Origin of the sequence: Paraburkholderia graminis C4D1M, assembly GCF_000172415.1 — a bacterium.
Classification (GTDB): Bacteria; Pseudomonadota; Gammaproteobacteria; order Burkholderiales; family Burkholderiaceae; genus Paraburkholderia; species Paraburkholderia graminis.
This window is the reverse complement of the sequence record NZ_ABLD01000016.1, coordinates 44,329-67,639: the sequence shown is the minus strand read 5'-3', so window position 1 is coordinate 67,639 and position 23,311 is coordinate 44,329. Positions and strand designations below refer to the sequence as shown.

Here is a 23,311-nt window from a genome sequence, read left to right as displayed (position 1 = left end):
CGCTTTATCTGACCGCCGAGCCGCCGCCGCCCGCTACCGCTTCGCCATCTTCCTCCGCGGCGGCATCGCGCGTCTCGGGCATCGCCGCCCACACCAGCAGCACGGCCAGCGCGCCCGCGGCAGCGAGTCCGAAGAACGCGACCGCATTGCCGAAATGATCGGCGATGAAACCGGCCGCCGTCGTGCTCAACGTCGCGCCGATGCCCGCTGCCAGCCCGAAGAGGCCAATGCACAGGTTGTAGCGCCCCTTGCCGCCGGCGACGTCGGCGGCGATCAGAGGCAGCATCACGCCGAACACGGCAGCGCTCAGACCGTCGAGCAGTTGCACCGGTACGAGCAGATACGGGCTGCTGATTCCGGCGAACAGCAGCGCGCGGATCGGCAGCGCGGAAAAGCCCAGCAGCAGGATTGGCCGGCGTCCCCAACGTTCCGCCGAACGACCGACCCACGGCGACATCATCGCGACGATCGCTTGCGGCACGATGATGCACGCCGCGATCACGAGCTGCACGTTGTCGCCCATGCCCGCAGTGACTTCGCCGGCGGCGAGATTGAGCATCGCCGCGTTGGACAAGTGAAACAGCACGATGCAGGCCGCGAACAGCAGCATGCGCCTGTCGCGCAGCAGCTCGCGCAGACTTTCGCGCCGCTCGATCTGCTCCGGCGTCGGCGCGGCTTTCGGCAACTGGATCGTGTCGGTGCGCTGGATCATCGAGAGCGCGACCAGCGCGGGCACCGCGAGCCCCGCGGTCAGCCAGAACACCGCGCGCGGCGAGTAGTACTCGCCGAACACGCCCATCAGGCCGGCCGCGACCGCGCTGCCGATCGACGCCCAGCGCGCGTTGCGCCCGAGCCGGTCGCCGAGATTCGCGCGCCCGACGAGCGCGAACGAAATCGCGGCAAGCGCCGGCGTCAGCATGCAGCTCGCGAATCCGTGGAAGACTTCGGCGGCGATCACCGGCAGCACCGTCGGACTCGTGGCGAGCAGCACCGCGCTCACGATGATCGCGAAGATCGCCCAGGCGGCCGCGCCTTTCTTGTTGCGCAACGCGTCGACGGCGGCGCCGCCCGGCACCTGGCTCACCATCGCGCTGATCGTGCCCACGGAAAGCGCCATGCCGATCTCGCCCTGGGTCCACTTGTGCGACGCTAGATACGACGCGATGAACGGACCGAAGCCCGTCTGCACGTTTGCAACGAAGAAGTTCAGCCAGTCGAGTGCGCGCAGACTTCGCGCGGTAACCATAGTGCGGCCTGTCATCGGACCGCCCGTGCGTTTGAACCGGCCGCGGAGGTTGCCGCGGAAGCAGGAGCCGAAGTGGGCGTCGCCGCCGCTGCAGCCGCAGGCGCGGTCGCTGTGGATGCAGGCGCAGCAGCAGCGGCGGGCGGCGCGGGCGACACCGCGCGGATCGGCTTATCGCTCGCGTAGGGCGGCGCCGCGTTGATCTGCGCATCGCTCAAATCGATTAGCGGATGCAGCTCCTTGTCTTTCGTGACGAAGCGCAGCGCCGACCAGTTCGCGGCAATCGTGCGCCGCTCGGTGCTGACCATGCCGTTGACGTCGAGCACGACCGCCTGCGGCTGCGCGCTGGCGTCGATCAGCACGTCGATCACGCGGCCCACCTTCGCGCCGTTCGAACGCTCGACGGTCGCGTCGATCAGCGGCAACTGCATCGCCGCATTCGACTTGGCCGGATTCACCGGCACCGCCGACGGATTCAGCGTGATCGGCGCGGTCTTTGCTGCCGGCGTGAAGCGGAACGCGTTCCACGCGAAATTGACCTTGCGGTCGCCGACACCCAAAAAGCCTTGCAGATTCACGACGACTTCACGCGGCTTGCCGCTCGCGTCCGCGATCATGTCGACCGCCCGTCCGACGACCTTGCCGTCCGGCTTCTGCACCTGGCTGTCGAGCAGCGTATGCGCGTCGTTGCGCTCGATCGTGCGCACGAGGATCAGCGGCGGAGGAGGCGGCGGCGGGGGAGGCGGCGCGACGACGGGCGGCGGCGGCTCGACCTTGTGCGGCTTGACGACCGGCTTCTTCGGCTTCTTCGGCTGCTCGGGCTCGGCGGCTTCGGTTTCGACGGGCTCCGGCGCCGATGCGGCCACCGGCGCGCTCGCGGCTTCGACCGGCATCACCGTGGCTTCGACGATCGGCGCCTGCTGCGTGCCCCACAGCAGGCTGCTGCAACCGGACAGCGCGAGCAGCGCCAGCAGCGCGAACGCGGCGAGAAGGGTTTGACGCCATGCGGGAAGCGAAAAGCCGCCACTCATCGGGGAAAACTCCATGGACCGGTGCGGCTTTCGAGGGGCCGCGGTTGGACAGTACGGCCAAGAGTTTAACCCGCGACGTCGGCGGGGCCCGTTTTCGGGGCGTGGCGAGCGCGATGCGGCAAGCACGCTTCGTGCCGCAGCGCGCTGCAAAGGTACGCGGCTGAATGCAAGGCTGAATGTTCGCCCACGCGTTCCTGCTTTACAGACATTGCAGAGTCCAAAGCTCTCAAAAGGCTTTCATCTGTCCTATCTCAGCCGCGAAGACAGACAGCCAGGCGGTAGGTGTAAACACGCGGATCGACGACGACCTTCGCCGTCGCTTAAACGATATAAGCATCGCGACATGCCGGGCATGCCATCCATGCGATGGGAGATATATCTGCATTGGCCTACATTTCGAGACACAAAACGAGACACAAAAAACACAAAGCGGGCCGACGCAGACAACGCGCTTCATCGCACGCACACATCAATTAAACCAACGCAACGAGACGAACCTGATGACGGCCACTTCGACGGCCGTTTCAGCATGCTGATAAAGGAGGCACTCATCATGATGGAACCCCACGCCCAGCCGCTTTCCGAAGCCGGCGCCGAGTCATTCGACACCAAGGGCTTTCTCGACCGCTACTTCCAGATTTCCGCGCGCGGCAGTTCGCAGCGCCAGGAAATCGTCGCGGGCATTACGACCTTTCTCGCGATGGTCTATTCCGTGTTCGTCGTGCCGGGCATGTTCGGCAAGGCGGGCTTCGACACGAGCGCGGTGTTCGTCGCCGTGTGCCTCACGACCGCGTTCGGCTCGCTGCTGATGGGCGTGTGGGCGCGTCTGCCGATCGCGATCGGCTGCGCCATTTCGCTGACCGCGTTCACGGCGTTCGGCCTCGTGCTCGGCAAAGGCTTGCATCCGACGGTCGCGCTCGGCGCGGTGTTTCTGATGGGCGTCGTGTTCACGGGCATCTCCGTAACCGGCGTGCGTTCGTGGATTCTTCGCAATCTGCCGACGGGCATCGCGCACGGCACGGGCATCGGCATTGGTCTCTTCCTGCTGCTGATCGCCGCCAACGAAGTCGGTCTCGTCGTCAAGAATCCGGGCGCCGGTTTGCCGGTCGCGCTCGGCAATATCACCGCGTTGCCGGCGCTGATGTCGGTCGCGGGACTCGCGGCGATTTTCGGACTGGTGCGCCGTCGCGTGCCGGGCTCGATCCTGATCGTCATCGTCGCCATTTCGGCGATCGCGCTGCTCGTCGATCCGGCCGTGTCGTTTCATGGCGTGTTCGCGGTGCCGTCGCTGAGCGCGCCGGGACACGAGTCGCTGATCGGCGCGATGGACATCAAGGGCGCGCTTTCGATGGCGGTGCTGCCGAGTGTCCTCGCGCTCGTGATGACCGCGGTGTTCGACGCGACCGGCACGATCCGCGCGGTCGCCGGACAAGCGGGTCAACTCGATGAAAACGGCCGCATCATCAACGGCGGACGCGCGCTGACGGCGGATTCGGTCAGTTCGATTTTCTCGGGGCTGCTCGGCGGCGCGCCGGCTGCGGCCTACATCGAATCGACGGTCGGCGTGGCGGCCGGCGCGAAGACCGGCATGGCGGCGGCGGTGGTCGGCCTGCTGTTTCTCGGCGTGATGTTCTTCTCGCCGCTCGCGGGCCTCGTGCCTTCATACGCGACGGCGCCCGCGCTCATGTATGTCGGACTCCTGATGCTCTCGAACGTGAGCAAGCTGCATATGGACGATATGGTTGACGCGATGTCGGGTCTCATGTGCGCGGTCTTTATCGTGCTCACGGCGAACATCGTGACCGGCATCATGCTCGGCTTCGCGACGCTCGTGATCGGCCGCGTGGTGAGCGGCGAATATCGCAAGCTGAATGTGGGAACAGTGGCGATTGCGCTCGTGCTGGTGGGGTTTTATCTGGGCGGCTGGGCGATCTGAGCTGATCGCATGATGTGATAGTTGATGCAGCGCGCGCGTGCGGCCCGTGCTAACGAATGCCGCGCGCCGCGCTCACAACGCCATGTCGAATGCAGGCTTGAGAAACAGTTCGATCGCCATCACGGCGAGACTCATCAGGGCCGCCGACAAGGTCAACGTGCCGTACTCGTCGTAGCGTGCATCGTAAAGGCACGCGACGACGAACAGAATCGCCAGCAGATTCGTCAGCCAGTCGAAATTCAGCGCCAAAGTCATCGATCCAATCCGGGCTCATGGGCGGCTCGAATGTCGAACCGCGGGGCTCAGCTTCACGCGCAAAACTGCGTGGTTTAGCTGAGCGCGATTCTATCGAGTTGAGCTTACGGATTAGCAACGCCGGCGCTTACACAACTTACACCGCTTAATACACCGCTTAAGCCGCTTAAGCCGCGAGCCCGGCCATCATGTCGCGCTCGATCCATTCGATCACCGACGTGCGCTTCGGCTGCCAGCCCAGCAGTTTGCGCGCGCGCTCGCCGCGCACGCGGCTGTTCGAACCGAGTCCGTACGACGCCATTTCGTAACCCCATTCTTTTTGCGCTTCGTCGAGCGGCCAGTCTTGCGGCTCGCCGAGCTTCATCGCGCGGGCGATGGCGGCGCTCATCTCGCGGAACGACGCTTCACCGCTTTCGACGAAATAGAACATGCCGGCAGGGCTTTTCTCCAACGCGAGCCGATAGAGTTCCGCGACGTCGTCGATATGCACGTTCGACCACGTGTTGCCGCCGCTGCCGACATGGCGCACCACGCCGCTCTTTTGCGCCTGCCGCACGAGGCGCGGCAACTGCACGCTCGCGCTGCCCGCCACCGCGCCGTGTCCGTAGATCAGCGTATTGCAGAGCACCGCTGAGCGGATATTGCGCTGTGCCGCTTCGAGCACCTGACGGTCGATCGCGACGCGCGCCGCTTTGTCCGCGGTCGGTTCGGGCAGCGCGTCTTCGTGATAGATGCGCGCCTGCGCCGCTTCGCCGCCGGACGCATCGCCGACGATGCTCGAGCCGCTCGTATGCAGAAACGGTTTGCCCGAGCCGGCGAGTCCTTCGATCAGCGCGCTCACCGCGCCTTCGTGATCGCTGCTTGCCGCGTTGATGACGGCGTCGGCGGCTTGCGCTTCGGCGATCAGCAACGCGCGGTCGTCGAGCGTGCCGATAACCGGTTCGATGCCGAGCCGCTTCAACTCGTCGCGATGTTCGGGCTTGCGGATCAGACCGCGCACCTGATGACCGGCGCGCACCAGATGCGCTGCAATCGAACCGCCGATAAAACCGCTTGCGCCTGTAATGAAAATCTTCAAGACGTTCTCCTGAGTGCCTGAGTGGAAACACGATGACAGGCATGCAGTATCCGCCGTCTTGATTCTCGCAAAAAGCGTGTTAGTCTCAAATCAATCTTGACTTGAAATCAATAATGAAAACTTCCACGGACGAGTTGCTGGTGTTCGTCAGCGTGATCGACAGCGGCTCGATCACGGCGGCCGCCGAGAAACTCGGGCAGACGGTTTCCGGCGTGAGCCGCGCGCTCACGCGCCTCGAAAAGAAGCTCGACACCGCGCTCGTGCGGCGCACCACGCGCCGTCTGCAATTGACGGAGGAGGGCGAAGGCTTCCTGCAGCGCGCCCGCGCGATTCTCGACGCGATGGAAGAAGCGGAGGAATCGGTTGCGCGCAAGCGTCGGCGGCCGTCGGGGCGTCTGCGTGTCGATGCGGCGTCGCCCTTCATGCTCCACTGCATCGCGCCGCATATGACGGCGTTTTCCGCGCTGTACCCGGAGATCCGGCTGGAGTTGACCAGTAGCGAGCGCATCGTCGATTTGCTCGAGCAGAAGGTGGACATCGCGATCCGCATCGGCGCGTTGCAGGATTCGACGCTGCATGCGCGTGCGCTCGGCAGCAGCAAGCTGCGCGTGGTCGCGAGTCCTGCGTATCTCGCCGAGCATGGCGAGCCGAAATCGGTCGACGCGTTGCGCGAACATCGGCTGATCGGCTTCACGGCGCCCGAGCATCTGAACCGCTGGCCGTTGCGCGAGCGCGGCAAGCGGGCGGGCAAAGGCACGAGTGCTAGCGGCCGTGCCGGTCGTGCCGGCGGCAAGCCCGAGCCGCTGAAAATCGAGCCGTCGATAACTGCGTCGAGCGGCGAGACGCTGCGCCAACTCGCGCTCTCCGGCTGGGGCATCGCCTGTCTTGCCGATTTCATGACCGCCGCCGACATCCGCGATGGACGGCTCGTGCCGATCCTCGGCCATGTGCTGCTCGATGAGCGTCAGCCGGTCAGCGCCGTCTATTACCAGAGCGCGTCGCTTGCCGGGCGCGTGCAGTGTTTTCTGGATTTCATCGCGGTGCGCGTGCGCCTGTAGCGGCGCGTTCGACGCCACCGCCATAAACAAAGCCTGCGGCTCTGACGAGCGCGCGGGCTTTTTTACGTGGGTGTTTTGTCCATGTGGCGGCGTAAATTATGAAGGTGTATATACAAGCTATACGCGATTGAGCGCGCTGCGCTCTTAGTCGCTTCGCCTGCGGTACGGCGGGCCTGACGCCTACATCAACTGCCAGCATTGCCTTAGTGGAAAGCCCTGGGCCTCGAATCTTAAAAACAAGTTGTATATACAAGCCGCAGCCGCTAGACTTTCTGAAATTGTATAGACAGGACAACAACCATGATGACTCTGAAGCCCGGCCACCTGACCCTCCCGCAACTGCGCCAGATCGCGCGTGCCCACGTGCCGCTGAAGCTCGATCCCGCCAGCCACGCCGCCATCGACGCCTGCGCAAAAGCCGTCGCGGACATCGCCGCGAAAGGCGAGCCGGCCTACGGCATCAACACGGGGTTCGGGCGTCTCGCCAGCACGCACATTCCGCACGATCAGCTCGAACTGCTGCAACGCAATCTCGTGTTGTCGCACGCGGTCGGCGTGGGTGAGCCGATGTCGCGTCCCGTCGTGCGTCTGTTGATCGCGCTGAAGCTGTCGAGCCTCGGCCGCGGTCATTCGGGCATTCGCCGCGAAGTCATGGAAGCGCTGATCACGCTGTACAACGCCGACGTGCTGCCGGTGATTCCGGTCAAGGGTTCGGTCGGCGCATCGGGCGACCTCGCGCCGCTCGCGCATATGTCGGCGGTGCTGCTCGGCGTCGGCGAAGTGTTCGCGAAGGGCGAACGCCTGCCGGCCACCGAAGGCCTCGCGCTCGTCGGCCTCAAGCCGCTCACGTTGCAAGCGAAGGAAGGTCTCGCGCTGCTGAACGGCACGCAGGCATCCACGGCGCTCGCGCTCTACAACATGTTCGCAATCGAAGACCTGTACCGCACCGCGCTCGTGGCGGGCGCGTTGTCGGTGGATGCAGCGGCTGGCTCCGTGAAGCCGTTCGACGCGCGCATTCACGACCTGCGCGGCCATCAAGGACAGATCGACGCCGCCGCGGCGTATCGCTCGCTGCTGCAAGGCTCGGGCATCAACGTATCGCACGCCGATTGCGACAAGGTGCAGGACCCGTACAGCCTGCGCTGCCAGCCGCAAGTGATGGGCGCGTGTCTCGATCAGATGCGTCATGCCGCCGACGTGCTGCTGCTCGAAGCGAACGCCGTCTCCGACAATCCGCTGATTTTTCCCGACACCGGCGAAGTGCTGTCGGGCGGCAACTTCCACGCGGAGCCGGTTGCTTTCGCCGCGGATAATCTCGCGCTCGCCGCCGCGGAAATCGGCGCGTTGGCCGAGCGCCGCATCGCGTTGCTGATTGACGCCACGCTGTCGGGCCTGCCGCCGTTCCTCGTGCGCGACGGCGGCGTGAACTCCGGCTTCATGATCGCTCACGTGACCGCTGCCGCGCTCGCGTCGGAAAACAAGACGCTCGCGCATCCGGCTTCCGTCGATTCGCTGCCTACGTCGGCCAACCAGGAAGATCACGTTTCGATGGCGACGTTCGCCGCGCGCAAGCTCGGCGACATCGCCGAAAACACGGCAAATATTCTCTCCATCGAATTGCTCGCCGCCGCTCAGGGTGTCGATCTGCGCGCGCCGCACAAGACCAGCCCGAGCTTGCAAAAGGTGATGGACGCGGTGCGCAACGACGTCGCGCATTACGAGCTCGATCATTACTTCGCGCCGGACATCGCGGCGGTGACGCGTCTCGTGCAGAACGGCACGATCGCGAAGCTGAGCCCGTTCTCCTTCGTCTCCGAACAGTAAGCGGACAGCGAGCGGCAGCCAATGAACGCACCGGCCTACCAGGGCATCAAGGACTTTATTCTCGCGCGCATTCATGCGGGCGAATGGGGTGAAGGCGACCAGGTGCCGTCCGAAAACGAGCTCGCACGCGAATTCAACGTCGCGCGCATGACGGTTAACCGCGCGTTGCGCGAGTTGACCTCGGAGCAGGTTCTGACGCGTGTGCAGGGCTCCGGCACGTTCGTCGCACGTCCGAAGTACGAGTCGACGCTGGTGGCGATCCGCAGTATTTCCGACGAAATCGTCGCGCGCGGGCATCGCTATCAGGCGAAGGTGCTGCACATCGGCGCGAGCATTGCGGACGCCGCGCTCGCCGAGGAAATGCAGGTTAGCGCGGGCAGTCCGGTGTTTTTCTCGCGCGTGCTGCATTTCGAAAACGACGAACCCGTGCAACTCGAGGAGCGCTGGGTCAATCCGGCCGTCGCGCCCGAGTATGCATTGCAGGACTTCACGAACACCACGCCGAATCAGTACCTCGTTCGCGTCGCGCCGCTGCAGCGCGTTGAATACCGGATCGAGGCATTGGCGGCGGACGGCGACACGCGCGAGCTTTTGACCATGGACGAACTCGAACCCTGTCTCGTGCTGCATCGGCGAACGTGGTCGCAAAGCCAGGTCGCGTCGATCGCGAATTTATGGCATCCAGGCAGCCGCTACCGTTTCACCGGACATTTTTGATCCGCTTTTTCCGAGCGATTTTCCCCGACACATTCTGATCATCTTTACGCATTCCGAGGGCCACCATGAACAACCCGAAACACATCGACCCGCGTCTCGATCCCACTCGCACGATCCGCGCGCCGCGCGGCGCCGAAAAGACCTGCAAGACCTGGATCGCGGAAGCCGCGTATCGGATGATCCAGAATAATCTGGACCCCGAAGTAGCCGAGCATCCGCATGCGCTCGTCGTGTATGGCGGCATCGGCCGCGCGGCGCGCAACTGGGATTGCTTCGATCAGATCCTGGCATCGCTGAAGGACCTGAACGAAGACGAGACTCTGCTGATTCAATCGGGCAAGCCGGTCGGCGTGTTCCGCACGCATGCCGACGCGCCGCGCGTGCTGCTCGCGAACTCGAACCTGGTGCCGCATTGGGCGACGTGGGAACATTTCCACGAACTCGACCGCAAGGGCCTGATGATGTACGGGCAGATGACCGCGGGTAGCTGGATCTACATCGGCAGCCAGGGCATCGTGCAGGGCACGTACGAAACGTTCTTCTCGGTCGCGAACCAGCATTTCAACGGCGATCCGAAGGGCCGCTGGATTCTCACGGGCGGTCTCGGCGGCATGGGCGGCGCGCAGCCGCTCGCGGCCACGATGGCCGGCTTCTCGATGATCGCAGTGGAGTGCGACGAGACGCGCATCGACTTCCGTCTGAAGACGCGCTACGTCGACAAAAAAGCGAAGACGCTCGACGAAGCGCTTGCCATGCTCGACGAAGCGAAGCAGGCGGGCAAGCCGGTGTCGATCGGTCTGCTCGGCAATGCCGCCGACGTGTTCGCCGAGTGCGTGACGCGCGGCATCACGCCGGACTGCGTGACCGATCAGACGAGCGCGCACGATCCGATTCACGGCTACCTGCCGCAAGGCTGGAGCGTGGAAGACTGGCGCGAGCGCATGAAGACCGCGCCCGATTCGATCGTCGTGCCGGCGAAGCAGTCGATGGCGAAACAGGTGCAGGCCATGTTGACGTTGCAGCAGCGCGGCGCGGCCACGCTCGACTACGGCAACAACATTCGTCAGATGGCGCTCGAAATGGGCGTTGAAAACGCGTTCGATTTTCCGGGCTTCGTGCCGGCGTATATCCGCCCGCTGTTCTGCGAAGGCAAGGGGCCGTTCCGCTGGGTCGCGCTGTCGGGCGATCCCGAGGACATCTATAAGACGGACGCGAAGGTCAAGGAACTGATTCCCGACGATCCGCATCTGCATAACTGGCTCGACATGGCGCGCGAACGCATCGCGTTCCAGGGCTTGCCGGCGCGTATCTGCTGGGTCGGCGTGAAGGATCGCTATCGTCTCGGCCAGGCGTTCAACGAAATGGTGAAGAACGGCGAACTGAAGGCGCCGATCGTGATCGGCCGCGATCACCTCGATACCGGTTCCGTCGCGAGCCCGAATCGCGAAACCGAATCGATGAAAGACGGCTCGGACGCGGTCAGCGACTGGCCGCTGCTCAACGCTCTGCTGAATACGGCGGGTGGCGCGTCGTGGGTGTCGCTGCATCACGGCGGCGGTGTCGGCATGGGCTTTAGCCAGCACTCGGGCGTCGTGATCGTCGCGGACGGCACGGACGCCGCGAAGGAACGCCTCGGCCGCGTGCTGTTCAACGATCCGGCAACGGGCGTGATGCGTCACGCGGATGCGGGCTATGAACTCGCGCAGCAAACCGCGCGCGAGGCGGGTCTCAATCTGCCGATGCTGGGCCGTTGAGCATGACGTTCGCGGGCAGCATGGCGACGCTCACGCTGATCCGCGGCGCGCAACTCGTGGCGTCGCCGTGGAAGAACGGCGGCGGCATGACGCGCGAGGTCGCAGCGTTTCCCGCGGATGCCGGGCTCGACACGTTCGTATGGCGCGTGAGCGTCGCGGACGTTGCGCAAGCGGGACCGTTTTCGCGCTTCGCCGGAATCGATCGCACGCTGGTGCTGTTGTCCGGCGCGGGCATGCTGCTCGATGAAGCGCAAAGCGGCGAAGCTGTGGCCACGCATGCGTTGACGCAGGCGTTCGATACCGCGCGCTTTGCTGGCGAGGCGCACATCGACGCACGTCTCGTCGACGGTCCGACGCGCGACTTCAATCTGATGGTGCGCCGTGACCGCGCGCAAGGCGAGCTGGACGTGTGGCACACGACGCAGCAGCAGGCGCCAGGCGAACGCACGTTATCCGCGGATGTCGCGCTGCTGTATTGCGCGAGCGGCGCCATTGCAGTCGCGTTGGGCGACGCACAAGCAGATTCACAAGCAGATTCACAAGCGCAACGGCTCGAACCAGGCGACACGTTGCGCATCGACGCCCCGAACAATCTCTCATGCAGGATAAAAGGCGAAGGCGCGTTGCTGGCAATCCGCATTCGCTACACGCAACCAGCCACGCAACCAGCAGCAGCGAGCATCCGATGAAGCAAACTGTCTGGCATCAACTGAAACTGTGCCCACAGGGCGACCCCGACCATACGCTGCCCGACGCCGCGATCGCCGTAGAAAACGGCACGATCGCGTGGCTCGGCGCGTCCGCCGATCTGCCTGCGCAATACGCGGCATGGCCGCGCGAAGAGTTGCACGGCGCGTGGGTGACGCCGGGCCTCGTCGATTGCCATACGCATCTGGTGTACGGCGGGCAACGCGCCGATGAATTCGCGCAGCGTCTCGCGGGCGTCAGCTATGAAGAGATCGCGCGCCAGGGCGGCGGCATTGTGTCGACAGTGCGCGCGACACGTGCTGCGAGCGAAGATGCGTTGTTTAATCAGTCGGCCGCGCGGCTCGAGCCCTTGCTTGCCGAAGGCTTGACCGCAATCGAAATCAAATCCGGTTACGGGCTCGACCTCGACAGCGAGCGCAAGATGCTGCGCGTCGCGCGCCAGTTGGGCGAACGCTATCCGGTGAGCGTCTACACGACGTTCCTCGGCGCGCACGCATTGCCGCCCGAATTCGCGGGCCGCGCCGATGCGTATATCGACGAAGTCTGCAACACGATGCTGCCCGCGCTCGCGGACGAAGGTCTCGTCGACGCCGTCGATGTGTTCTGCGAGCGCATCGGCTTTTCGCTCGAACAAAGCGAGCGCGTGTTCAATGCAGCGGCGCGCTATAAGCTGCCCGTGAAGATGCACGCGGAGCAGTTGTCGAATGGCGGCGGCACCGCGCTTGCCGCGCGCCATCGCGCGTTATCCGCGGATCATCTCGAGTTTCTCGATGAGGCCGGCGTCGCCGCGATGAAAGAAGCCGGCACCGTCGCCGTGTTGCTGCCCGGCGCGTACTACTTCATTCGCGAGACGCAACTGCCGCCGCTCGATCTGCTGCGGCGTTATGAAGTGCCGATTGCAATTTCGACCGACAGCAATCCGGGCACGTCACCCGCCACGTCGTTGCTGCTGATGATGAACATGGCGACGACGCTATTCCGCATGACCGTGCCCGAAGTGCTGAAGGGCGTGACGTCGAACGCGGCGCGCGCGCTCGGCAAGGCGGACCGTCATGGTTCGCTCGAAGCAGGGCGCGCTGCCGACTTCGCGGTGTGGTCGGTCGACTCGCTCGCGGAGCTCGCTTACTGGATCGGGCGTCCGCTGTGCTCGCGGGTCGTGCGTGCAGGCGAGACGGTTTATGCCGCGCCTTCGCGTGCTTCTCGTGCTTCGAGTTCTTCTACACGCGGCGCGAACTGAGTCAGGACCTGAGAGATGACACCAGAAAAACAGTCGCTATTCGCCGAACACGCGTATCTGCCGGACGGCTGGCGCCGCAACGTGCTGCTCGAATGGGACGCGGACGGCACGTTGACGGCGGTCACGCCGGACACTGCGGAAATTCCCGCAGACGTGCAGAAAGCCGCGGGTCCGATATTACCTGGCATGCCGAACCTTCACTCGCATGCGTTCCAGCGCGCGATGGCGGGCCTCACCGAATATCGCGCCGCTTCCGGCAACGGCGCCACCGACAACTTCTGGAGCTGGCGCGATCTGATGTATCGCTTTGCCGCGCGCATCACGCCCGAAGGATTGGCGAGCGTCGCGCAATGGCTCTACATCGAAATGCTGAAGGCGGGCTATACGTCGGTGTGCGAGTTTCATTACGTGCATCACACGCCGGAAGGCAAGCGCTACACGAACCAGGCGGAACTTGCACAACGTGTCGTGGATGCGGCGTCGGCGGCCGGCATCGGCATGACGATGCTGCCGGTGCTCTATCAGTACAGTGGTTTCGGCGCGCGCGCGCCGCGCGACGATCAGCGGCGCTTCATCAACACGCCGGAAAGTTTGCACGAACTGCTCGCCGCGTTGCGCGCCGCTCGCCCTGAAAACGCGGCGTTGCGCTATGGCGTGGCGCCGCATTCGTTGCGCGCGGTGTCGGAGCAATCGCTGCGTGCCTTGCTCGACGGCCTGGACCGCAGCGCGCCGGTTCATATCCATATCGCCGAACAGACCGCCGAAGTCGACGCGTGCATCGAAACGGAAGGCGCGCGTCCGGTGCAGTGGCTGCTGGATCGCTTCGACGTCGACGGAAGATGGTGCCTCGTGCACGCCACGCATGTCGATGCAAACGAGACGCTCGCGCTCGCGAAGAGCGGTGCCGTTGCGGGCCTGTGTCTGACCACGGAAGCGAATCTCGGCGACGGTATTTTTCCGGCGCACGAGTATCTCGACGCGCAAGGGCGCATCGGCGTCGGCTCGGATAGCCACATCGGCGTCGACTGGCGCGCGGAATTGCGCCTGCTCGAATACGGGCAGCGTCTGACGCGCCGGCAACGCAACGTGCTGGCATCGGCACACACGCCCTATGTGGCCGATCGTCTTTTCGACGCGGCGCTCGAAGGCGGCGCGCGCGCCACGGGTCGCGCGACCGGTGCATTGCAAGCCGGCCATCGCGCGGATTGGCTCGTGCTGGACCCGGATCACGCGAGCATTGCCGGACACGCGCCGAATAACTGGCTCTCGGGCGTCGTTTTCTGCGAGCATGGCGAGACGCCGATCCGCGACGTGTACGCAGGCGGCGACAAGCTCGTCGAGAATCGCCGGCATCGCGACGAAGAGGGCGCTTACGCGCGCTATCGCATCGCGCTCGCGGAACTGCTCAAATGAGTTGACGCGATGCACGCAACCGCATGCGCGCCGCGCCCGCGTCACCGCAACGTTCTTCCGATTCAGGACTGACATGACTGCTTCGAACACTCCACCGGTTTTCACGCTGCATCGCGGCAACCTGCCGATGCTGATCTCCATCCCGCATCTGGGCACGCAGATCCCCGCGGACATCGCCGCGACGATGACGCCCACGGCGCTTCGCACCGACGATTGCGACTGGCATCTCGACCGGCTCTACGCATTTGCGAAGCGCATGGGCGCGTCGATCATCGCGCCGACTTACGCGCGTTACGTGATCGACCTGAACCGTCCGCCCGACGGCGCGAACCTGTATCCGGGGCAGGACACCACGGGCTTGCTGCCCGTCGATACGTTCGACAAGGAGCCGTTGTATCGCGAAGGTCATCTGCCGGACGATACTGAGGTGGCCCGCCGTCGCGACGCTTACTGGATGCCTTATCACAGCGCGCTCGCAGGCGAACTCGCCGCGCTCAAGGCGCAGCACGGCAAAGTGCTGCTATGGGAAGCGCATTCGATCCGCTCGCGCGTGCCGCGTTTCTTCGAAGGGCGCTTGCCGGACTTCAACTTCGGCACGTCGAACGGCGCGAGTGCGATGGCGGGTCTCGCCGAGGAATTGGCTGCGATCGTCGAACGGCATGGCGTTTATTCGGCTGTCGCGAATGGGCGCTTCAAGGGCGGCTACATCACGCGCGAGTATGGTCAGCCTTCGCAAGGCGTGCATGCGGTGCAACTCGAGCTGTCGCAAATCACGTATATGCAGGAACAGTTGCCGTACGCGTACGATGAAACGCTTGCCGCGAAGATCGAGCCTTTGCTCGAGCAACTCGTCGCGACCGCGTTGGAGCGCGTGAAGACGGCGTGATCGCGGGCGCGGACCTCTCGCGCGCGAGATAGACAACCAAAAAGAATGGCCTCGCAAAAAATGCGAGGCCATTTTCATTCGCGCGACGCTTGGCGTGAGCGTCCGCCGCCGTTACCCTCTATGCGAGGCATAGCTTAACGGCAGTGGCGTTCCCAGTGGTGATGCACGCGCACCTTCTTGCAAACTTCGTGATGGTGCCCAGCGGCCTGTGCGGGAGCGATTGCGCTGAAAGCAGCAGCGGCTGCGGCAAGAGCCAGGACGATCTTCTTCATTACAAAACCCTTAATCAGTGTTGTGGAGTTGGCGGTGCAGCAGGACGTATGCCGCACGGCACGCAAGCATGCCACATCGACGGCTGCTGCGGAGGAACGCCGCCGCTCCGCCGGTGTCAATCCTCACGGCGGATGGCGCAAAAGGCCGTCCGCGTTGACGTGGAGCAACGCGAGCCGGTCTCCGCACAAAGTTCGCGTGATGTGCGGCGTGCCGCTTGCAAGCGAGGCCGGGCAACGGCTACCCTTTCAGAATGATGACGCTCGTCACGGCGTCGTCTTGACATCGGGCAAAAAGATGGAAGACCCCGCAATGGAAGATTCCGACGAATTGCTGCTTCCCGTCTGGCGCGCGAATCTCGTGCTGCTCACGCGCGAGGTCGGCGCGGCGAGTCGTCTCGCGCGCATGATGACGTTTTCCGCGAGCTATCTGAAGTTGATGTTGTCGGGCCAGCGCGAATTCAGCGAGGAGTTCGTGCGCGGCATCGAAGCGGTGACCGGCTTGCCGAATGGCTGGATGAACGCGCCGCATACCGAAGAGGAGATTCCGCCCAACGCGCGCGCCGCGATCGACAACGAAGAGCCGCAGGCGCGCTTTCGCGGCACCGCGCATCCCGCGCGAAAAAAGACCGTGCTGCGGCCGCCCGAGCCGATTTTTGGCCAGAGCGCGCCTGCCAAACGTATCGAGGACGAAGCGCTGGACGCGGAAGCGCATCGGCGCCAGGCATACTTTCGCAAGGTCCGCGAGCTTGCGCTTCAGGAGGTCCGGCGTTTCGAGCGGCATCTCGCGCATGCGCCTGTCGAACTGCCGTCGTTGCGCGCCAAGGTCGAAGAGGTGATTGCCGCCGCCGATCCCGACGGTCCGATACAGGCCGATCTTGCCGGGCGGCTCGAACAGATCGAGAAGCATCGGCATTTGCTGTTGCGGCATGTGGAGAGCCTCCAGGCCTTGCTCACGCAACTCGGCGAGGGCGACGGATGAGCGGCGCGGCCGGTGGCCTGCTCAAGGGGGCATTACGCGGGAAAGAGCGGTCATGACGCGGTGCGTGAGCGTCCTGAGTTGCATGAAGCTGCTGCGCTGCCTGAGGATCGCCACCGCGCTCGCACTAGGCGCGGCAGCGTCCGCCGCTTTCGCCGACGGCGCAACCCCCGATCCCCTCAGCGACGACCGCGCGCCCTACACAACGGAGCGCGACGTTCATCTCTTCGTGATCCAGAAAGACGGTTCCATCGAGGAACACGACGACAGCGTGTTGCGCGCGAACACGGCGAGCGGCGTCGACGACATCGCGCAACGCTACGTCTGGTTCAACAAGGACATCGAACAGGTGCAGTTGCTCGCCGCCGAGACGATCGACCCGGACGGCGCGACGCACACGGTCGGTCCCGAAGCGATCCGCGACATTCAGGAGCCGCGCTCGGCGGGCGCGCCGAGCTTCCAGGACGGTGTGTTGCGCACGGTGATTTTTCCGGGCGTCGAGCCCGGCTCGCGCGTCCATCTGGCGTTTCGCAAGACGCGCGCGAAGCCGTTGCAGGCGGGCACGTTCGCGTATCTCGTCGAGCCGACGCGCGAACCGGTCGAGGATCAACGCCTGATCTTCGATCTTCCCGCCGATGTGCCGCTGTATGCCGACGCGCGCGGCTACACGGCATTGCCGCCCGTCAGTGCGAATGGCCGCACGCGTTACGAATTTCGCTACCAGCATGGACCGTATGCGCGGCTCGAAGCGGGCGCGCTCGGCTATGCGAATTGGGGCGATCGTCTGATGGTGTCGACCGTGCCGGACTTCGCGAGCTTCGCCGCGCGTTATCGCGGTCCCGCGACCGACGCCACCTTCGACGATCCCGCCATAGTGCGGCTTGCGCAGTCGCTCACCGCGCGCGCCGCGGACCCGCGCGAGAAGGCGCGGATACTCTACGACTGGGTGCGCATGAATATCCGCTACGTCGCGCTCTTTCTCGGCGAGACAGCGGCGATTCCGCACAAGGCGGCCGACATCCTGCGCAATCGCTATGGCGACTGCAAGGACCACGTCGCGCTGTATAGTGCGCTGCTGGCCGCGGTCGGCATTCGCAGCGAGGCGGTGCTGCTCAATCTCGGGCCGTACTATAGTCTGCCGGACGTGCCCGGTTATGGCGCGAGCGCGATCAATCACGCGATTATCTGGATTCCTGAACTATCGCTGTACGCGGACACGACCGCGGGCGGCGTGGGCTTCGGCTATATGCCCGCCGCCGTGATGGACCGGCCCGTGTTGCTGGTCGGCGAAGGAACGCTGTCGCGCACGCCCGCCACTCAAACGCGCGAGCGCACGGCGCGCGTGCAGATCGACGTCGATGAAAACGGCACCGCGAATTACGCCTATCGCGTGGAAGATGCGGGCTTCACCGCTGAGATCGAGCGCAATATCTTTCGACGTGCGTCGCGGCAGCGCACGCAGCAGATCGCCGGCAATCGTCTGTTGCAAACCGGCCTGCATGGCAGCGCGCAATTGCGCACGGGCGACGTGGCCGCGACCGACGGGCCGTTCGCGACGTCGATAGAGGGCAAGCTCGAGCACTTCATCTGGAGCGACGGCACGACCGCTGTGCCGTCGCTGACGAGCTTCTCCGGCGGCATGGGTTCGCAGGTGCAGGCATGGCTCGCGGAGCCGGCTCGCACGCAGCCGTGGACCTGCATCGGCGGCGCGTTCGACGAGACGCTCGAAATCACGCTGCCGCGCTTCGCGAAGATAACGGACATGCCCGTCGATACCGATGTCCACGACAAGTTCGTCGCGTTTTCGTCGCGCTATGTATTCGACCCGGCGGCGCGCGTGCTGCAGATCAGGCGGCAGTTTCGCGCCGCCTTCGGACACCAGATGTGTTCGGCAGAAGAGTTTGCCGCGATGAAGGACGACCTCGTGCGGATCGAGCGCGACCTCGACGCACAGATCGTCGTCAACGCCGCGCGGCCTGCGTTGAACCGCTAACGGAAACTAAGGACGCTCAGCTCCCGCTCTTCGTCACGACCGGAACCCACGCGCCGTTCTTCACCTGATACAACGTCGACGCGCCGCTTTTCAGCGCGCCGGTGTTGTCGAACGAAATCTTGCCGGTCACGCCTTCGAAGTCGATCGTCTTGAGCATCGGACGGTAGTCGTTCGGCGACGTCGATTTCGCCTGCTGCATCGCCTTGATCGCGGCCCACGCGCCGTCGTAACCGAACGGCGCATACGACAGAATCTCGCCGCCGAAGCGCTTCTTGAACTTCGCGGAGAAGTCCTTGCCGCCGGGCAGTTGCGCGAGCGGGCGGCCGTATTCCCAGGCCATCACGCCTTCGGCCGCGTCGCCGGCGAGCTTGATGAACTCGGGGTCTTCCACGCCGCCGCCGCCCACCAGTTGCGCCGTCACGCCGAGCTGCTTCATGCGCCGCGCGAAACCGGCGGCCTGCGTATCGAGCCCGCCGAAGAAGACCAGGTCCGCGTTCGCCGCCTTGATCTTGGTGATCTGCGTGCTGAAGTCGACCGCGTGATTGTCGGTGTACTCGCGCGCGACGATCGTGCCGCCATGCGCCTTCACCGCCTTCTCGAACTCGTCGGCTTCGCCCTGACCGAAAGCCGTGCGGTCGTCGATGATCGCGATGCGCTTCGCCTTGCTCACTTCGACCGCATAGACGCCTGCGTTGCCGGCGTTTTGCGCGTCCGTCGAAATCACCATGAACGTGTTCGCGAAGCCGCGTCCGGTGATGATCGGGTTGGTCGCCGCCGGATCGATCACGGGGATGCCGGCCTGCTCGTAGATCTGCGAGGCGGGAATCGTCGTGCCCGAATTGAAGTGGCCGACCACCACCGAGACGCCCGAGTCCACCAGTTTCTGCGCGACCTGCACGCCGATGCGCGGGTCCGCCTGGTCGTCCTGCGAGACGATCTGGAACTGCGCAACCTTGTCGCCGATCCTGATCTTCTGCGCGTTGGCTTCCTCGATGGCGAGCCGCACGCCGTTTTCGAGGTCCTTGCCGTAGCCGGCGTTCGCGCCCGTCATCGGCGCGGCGAAGCCGATTTTCACGGGCATGTCGTCGGCGAAACTGGCGAGCGGCGCGACCGCAAAGAGGGCGCCGACGAACAGGGCAAGCGGTTTGAGCGTGGTGTGGTGACTCATGGTCTCTCCTTACTTCGACAGTTCGAGTGATGAAAGCGGCAAAGCGATGACGCGGCTCGGCGCTGACAAAGCGAGCGGGTTCCCGCGGGCACGAAGGCTCGCGATACACCGTGCGGAGTACGTGTGGTTGTATTCGCACGCCGGTCATGTGGCGCGAATATAGGAAGCCAATATGCGGCCGTCTTGGCAGTTCGCGGCGCTTTGAATGAGGATTTCGGCATAAGCTCGCGAGGGGGGCGCGAGCGTTGATGGGTGCCGAAGCGGGAGTGCGGATTGGCGCACACATGCATGGAGACATGTGGCGAAGTGGTGGGCTTAACTGGATGCAGGTGTCGAAGCTATGTGTTCAACACACGGCACGAAGATGCGCGCGAACACGATGGCCGCGGGGTGCAAGAGGAATGCGAGAGAAGCGAGCAACAGGACGCGCGAGCCCATGCCCGCGCGCTCGCCTAAGTCACCAGCGTTACCGCTCGCCTTGCTGACGCAGCACTTCTTCACGCAGACGCAGCAGCGGCGCTTTGGTTTCGTCGTCGGCCCAGGTGTCGAGATCGTCGATCGCGCGCTGGCAGCCGTCGAGCACGAGGTCGAGGTCCACCGGCACGCCGTTGTTCAGCGCGAATTCGATCGTCTCGGCGAACTGCTGGCAGTCGTCCTCGCCGTACGAAATGTCGAGGTTGTCCGCGATCACTTCGGCGATGTTGCTGCGCGCCTTGTCGTCGGGCGTCACCATGTCGATGATGCCGCGCGCGACGGCCGGCGAGTAGTAAAGCGCGATGTCGAGCCACTGCGCGGGGTCGAAGTCGGGCTGATCGAACTGGTTCTCGAAGAACTCGATGGCTTCCTGTTCATGCACCTCGTCGGCGTCGACGCTGATGCACAACTGCTCAAAATACTCTTCCCGCTCGCTGCGGATATAACCGTCCATCGATGCCTCGTCTGCTGAATGCCGGATGCCTGAGAAAGTCGCCGCGCGAAGCCGCAAAGCCGCGAAGCCATTATCGGCTCGCGCGTGCGGCACGCATTATAGGACGACCGGCCGGCTGACAAGGTTCCTGGCGACGCAATGCCGGCAAGCTGCGGCCCGCACCGCACCGCACCGCACCGCACCGCACGATGCGCAAGCTAGGCGGTCTCTGCCACCCACGCGTCGAACCATTCGCGCGGCTGCGCGATTTCGTTTTGCGCGGGCACCAGTTCCAGTTCGTAGCGCCCGGCTTGCCACGTCGCCTTGACGACCGCGTTGACCGCGGCGAGCGTGTGCTCGAACGCGCCGCGAATCGTGTCGCCGAGCAGCGTGCGCGCGACGAACACCGCACTCGTCAGATCGCCGACGCCGACCGGCTGCCGCGCGAACGGATACAGCGGGCGCTGGCCCATCCACGCCTCGCGTTCGGTGACGACGAGCATGTTGAAACGATCCGCGGGACTGTTGCGATCGAGCAGATGTTTGACCAGCACGAGCTTCGGTCCGCGCGCGATGATCTCGCGGCACGCGGCGACGGCTTCCTCGAGCGTCTCGATCTCGCGGCCCACGAGCCGCTGCAACTCCGTGTGATTCGGCGCCATCGCGTCGGCCACTTCCGGCATGGTGTCGACGAGAAACTGCTGGATGCCGGGCTCGACCTTGCAGCCGCTTGCCGCGCCCATCACCGGATCGCAGAAGTACCAGGCGCGCGGATTGGCGGCCTTCACGGCCTTGACGATTTCCAGCACCGACTGCGCCTGCTCCGGCGTGCCGAGGTAGCCCGAGAGCACCGCGTCGCAGCGCGGCAGCATGCCGATTGCGCCGATGCCTTCGGCGAGTTCTTCCATCTGCGCGGCGTTGATGGCGGTGCCGGTCCAGTGGCCGTATTGCGTGTGGTTCGAGAACTGCACGGTGTTCAGCGGCCACACGTTCACGCCAAGCCGACGCATCGGAAACACGGCCGCGCTATTGCCCGCGTGCCCGAAAACGACATGTGACTGAATGCTGAGAACGTTCTTCGTCATGGTATGGCTCGCGCAGGCGGACGTGCGCGATCGGTGAAAACGGGAGGGATGCGCGGCGGCGCTGTTCGGGCATGAACCCGCTACGCCGCGCGCAGGACTGCTTCATGTATTGCAAGAACAATGCACGGTCTGCATCGTAGGGAAACAATACAGGAGTTTGCCGCAAGCCAGTTGATCCGTCCCCGTGCTGTTGCGCCGAACCATCACCGGCGACGGCTCGGGCAGGATCAGGCCAGCTCGCGATAGAGCGCGAGATAGCGGTCCGCCGACGCGCCCCAGCCGAAATCCTGGCGCATCGCGCGGCGCTGCGCCGCCTTCCATTCGGTGCGCCGGCCGTGCAGCGCGAATGCGCGGCGGATCGCGGCGGTCAGGCTGCGCGGCGTGAAGTCGTCGAACACGAAGCCGGTCGCGAGATCCTCGGCGAGATTTTCAAGCGATGCGTCCGCGACGGTGTCCGCGAGACCGCCCACGCGATGCACGAGCGGCAGCGATCCGTAAGCCAGCGCGTAAAGCTGCGTGAGACCGCACGGCTCGAAGCGCGACGGCACGGCAATCACGTCGCTGCCGGCGATGATCGTGTGTGCGAGTTTTTCGTCGAAGCCGAGTTCCACCGCGACCGATTCCGGGTGCGTCTGCGCGACGCGCTTCAGGCCGTTTTCGAGCGCCGGGTCGCCAGTGCCGAACACGACGAGCTGACCGCCGCGCTTGACGATCTCCGGCACGGTTTCGAGCAGCAGGTCGAGACCCTTCTGCTCGGTCAGGCGGCTCACCACGCCGAACAGCAGCGCATCGCTTTTTTGCGCGAGGCCGAAGCGTTTTTGCAACGCCTCCTTGCACGCGAGTTTGCCGGCGAGCCGCGTCGCGGTGTAGCGGTGCTCGAGGAGCGCGTCGTTCGCGGGGTTCCAGACCGTATAGTCGACGCCGTTCAGGATGCCGCACAGGTCATGCGCGCGGCTGCGCAGCAGGCCGTCCAGTCCGCCGCCTTGCGCGAGCGTTTGAATTTCGCGCGCGTACGTCGGGCTCACGGTCGTGATGCGGTCGCTGTAATAGAGCCCCGCCTTCAAAAACGACAGTTGTCCATAGAATTCGACGCCGCGCATGTTGAAGAAATCATCCGGCAGGCCGAGCTGGCCGAACTGATGCGCGGGAAAAACGCCCTGATACGCGAGGTTGTGCACGGTAAAGACGCTGCGCGCGGGCGCCCGGCCGTGCTGCCGTTCGGCCGCTTTCAGATAGGCGGCGGCGAGCCCCGCGTGCCAGTCGTGCGCGTGGACGATCTGCGGCGACCACGCCGGGTCGAGCTGCTGCGCGAGTTGCGCGGCGACCCAGCCGAGCAGCGCGAAACGCTGCGCGTTATCGCCGTAGGGTACGTGCTCGTCGTTCAGATACGGATTGCCTGGCCGGTCGTACAACGTGGCCGCCCGAATCATGTAGACGACGAGTCCGTTCGACGGCAACGTGCCCTGTTCGAGCGTCACGCCAGGCGCATCGAAGCGGCGGCCCAGTTGCGCGACCGGACGCAGGTCGTGCAGGCCGGCCGCGACCGCGGGAAAGCCGGGCAGCAGCACGCGCACGTCGGCGCCGCGCTCGACCAGCGCGGACGGCAGCGCGCCCGCGACGTCGGCGAGACCGCCCGTTTTCAGGAGGGGATACAGCTCGCTGGCGACGTGTAGGGCGCGAATCGTCATAGGCTCGGTCTCGTTCCTTTAAAGATGTGGACGGTCGATGCTTGCGGGCTGCGCTGGGCCGCTGCGGACGGCCGCGCGGCAC

Annotated in this window: 19 protein-coding genes; 11 read left to right on the top strand and 8 right to left on the bottom strand. The window is 64.8% G+C overall.

Features of this window, described 5'->3' with window-relative positions:
• Window positions 1-4: 4 nt before the first annotated feature.
• Window positions 5-1,261: an MFS transporter gene (locus BGRAMDRAFT_RS22495; protein WP_029969112.1), complete on the bottom strand. Its 1,257-nt coding sequence runs from the start codon at window positions 1,259-1,261 to the stop codon at window positions 5-7.
• Window positions 1,258-2,274, bottom strand: a complete 1,017-nt coding sequence (locus BGRAMDRAFT_RS22490) for a PRC-barrel domain-containing protein (protein ID WP_006051137.1) — start codon at window positions 2,272-2,274, stop codon at window positions 1,258-1,260. The genes BGRAMDRAFT_RS22495 and BGRAMDRAFT_RS22490 overlap by 4 nt, the downstream gene beginning before the upstream one ends.
• 553 nt (window positions 2,275-2,827) lie before the next feature.
• Here BGRAMDRAFT_RS22490 and BGRAMDRAFT_RS22485 point away from each other — a divergent pair.
• Window positions 2,828-4,210, top strand: coding sequence for an NCS2 family permease (locus tag BGRAMDRAFT_RS22485; protein ID WP_006051136.1), 1,383 nt, complete (start codon window positions 2,828-2,830; stop codon window positions 4,208-4,210).
• A gap of 72 nt (window positions 4,211-4,282) precedes the next feature.
• Here the strand turns inward: BGRAMDRAFT_RS22485 and BGRAMDRAFT_RS22480 are convergent, their stop codons facing one another.
• Window positions 4,283-4,465, bottom strand: a complete 183-nt coding sequence (locus BGRAMDRAFT_RS22480) for a hypothetical protein (RefSeq protein WP_006051135.1) — start codon at window positions 4,463-4,465, stop codon at window positions 4,283-4,285.
• A gap of 166 nt (window positions 4,466-4,631) precedes the next feature.
• Window positions 4,632-5,543 carry an NAD-dependent epimerase/dehydratase family protein gene (locus tag BGRAMDRAFT_RS22475; protein WP_006051134.1) on the bottom strand — a complete coding sequence of 304 codons (912 nt, stop codon included), beginning with the start codon at window positions 5,541-5,543 and terminating at the stop codon, window positions 4,632-4,634.
• A 113-nt stretch (window positions 5,544-5,656) separates the two neighbouring features.
• Here BGRAMDRAFT_RS22475 and BGRAMDRAFT_RS22470 point away from each other — a divergent pair, with 113 nt between their 5' ends.
• The 10 genes from BGRAMDRAFT_RS22470 (at window position 5,657) to BGRAMDRAFT_RS22425 (ending at window position 18,381) form a co-directional block, all read left to right on the top strand.
• Window positions 5,657-6,601: a LysR family transcriptional regulator gene (locus tag BGRAMDRAFT_RS22470; RefSeq protein WP_006051133.1), complete on the top strand. Its 945-nt coding sequence runs from the start codon at window positions 5,657-5,659 to the stop codon at window positions 6,599-6,601.
• Between the two features lie 300 nt (window positions 6,602-6,901).
• Window positions 6,902-8,425, top strand: a complete 1,524-nt coding sequence (gene hutH / locus BGRAMDRAFT_RS22465) for a histidine ammonia-lyase (protein ID WP_006051132.1) — start codon at window positions 6,902-6,904, stop codon at window positions 8,423-8,425.
• Window positions 8,426-8,446: 21 nt separating this feature from the next.
• Complete coding sequence (gene hutC / locus BGRAMDRAFT_RS22460; protein ID WP_006051131.1) at window positions 8,447-9,142, top strand: histidine utilization repressor; 696 nt, start codon at window positions 8,447-8,449, stop codon at window positions 9,140-9,142.
• 65 nt (window positions 9,143-9,207) lie between these two features.
• A complete protein-coding gene (gene hutU, locus BGRAMDRAFT_RS22455) occupies window positions 9,208-10,896 on the top strand; it encodes a urocanate hydratase (RefSeq protein ID WP_006051130.1) in 1,689 nt (562 codons plus the stop codon).
• Window positions 10,897-10,898: 2 nt separating this feature from the next.
• Complete coding sequence (locus BGRAMDRAFT_RS22450) at window positions 10,899-11,585, top strand: HutD/Ves family protein (RefSeq protein ID WP_006051129.1); 687 nt, start codon at window positions 10,899-10,901, stop codon at window positions 11,583-11,585.
• Entirely contained in the window at window positions 11,582-12,841 is a 1,260-nt protein-coding gene (hutI, locus tag BGRAMDRAFT_RS22445; RefSeq protein WP_006051128.1) for an imidazolonepropionase, read from the top strand. Before BGRAMDRAFT_RS22450 ends, hutI begins: the two co-directional genes overlap by 4 nt.
• Before the next feature lie 15 nt (window positions 12,842-12,856).
• Complete coding sequence (locus BGRAMDRAFT_RS22440) at window positions 12,857-14,254, top strand: formimidoylglutamate deiminase (protein WP_006051127.1); 1,398 nt, start codon at window positions 12,857-12,859, stop codon at window positions 14,252-14,254.
• Between the two features lie 73 nt (window positions 14,255-14,327).
• Entirely contained in the window at window positions 14,328-15,140 is an 813-nt protein-coding gene (hutG, locus tag BGRAMDRAFT_RS22435; protein WP_006051125.1) for an N-formylglutamate deformylase, read from the top strand.
• A gap of 582 nt (window positions 15,141-15,722) precedes the next feature.
• Complete coding sequence (locus BGRAMDRAFT_RS22430) at window positions 15,723-16,391, top strand: hypothetical protein (protein WP_044021704.1); 669 nt, start codon at window positions 15,723-15,725, stop codon at window positions 16,389-16,391.
• A gap of 82 nt (window positions 16,392-16,473) precedes the next feature.
• A complete protein-coding gene (locus tag BGRAMDRAFT_RS22425) occupies window positions 16,474-18,381 on the top strand; it encodes a DUF3857 domain-containing transglutaminase family protein (RefSeq protein WP_232292335.1) in 1,908 nt (635 codons plus the stop codon).
• Between the two features lie 16 nt (window positions 18,382-18,397).
• On the opposite strand, the gene BGRAMDRAFT_RS22420 is transcribed toward BGRAMDRAFT_RS22425, so the two are convergent.
• The 4 genes from BGRAMDRAFT_RS22420 to glgA form a co-directional block, all read right to left on the bottom strand.
• On the bottom strand, window positions 18,398-19,549 hold the full coding sequence (locus BGRAMDRAFT_RS22420; RefSeq protein WP_006051122.1) for a branched-chain amino acid ABC transporter substrate-binding protein: 1,152 nt from the start codon (window positions 19,547-19,549) through the stop codon (window positions 18,398-18,400).
• Between the two features lie 466 nt (window positions 19,550-20,015).
• Window positions 20,016-20,477: a hypothetical protein gene (locus BGRAMDRAFT_RS22415; protein ID WP_006051121.1), complete on the bottom strand. Its 462-nt coding sequence runs from the start codon at window positions 20,475-20,477 to the stop codon at window positions 20,016-20,018.
• A gap of 197 nt (window positions 20,478-20,674) precedes the next feature.
• Window positions 20,675-21,541, bottom strand: coding sequence for a pyridoxal kinase PdxY (pdxY, locus tag BGRAMDRAFT_RS22410; RefSeq protein WP_006051120.1), 867 nt, complete (start codon window positions 21,539-21,541; stop codon window positions 20,675-20,677).
• Between the two features lie 227 nt (window positions 21,542-21,768).
• Entirely contained in the window at window positions 21,769-23,229 is a 1,461-nt protein-coding gene (gene glgA, locus BGRAMDRAFT_RS22405; protein ID WP_006051119.1) for a glycogen synthase GlgA, read from the bottom strand.
• Window positions 23,230-23,311: the final 82 nt, after the last annotated feature.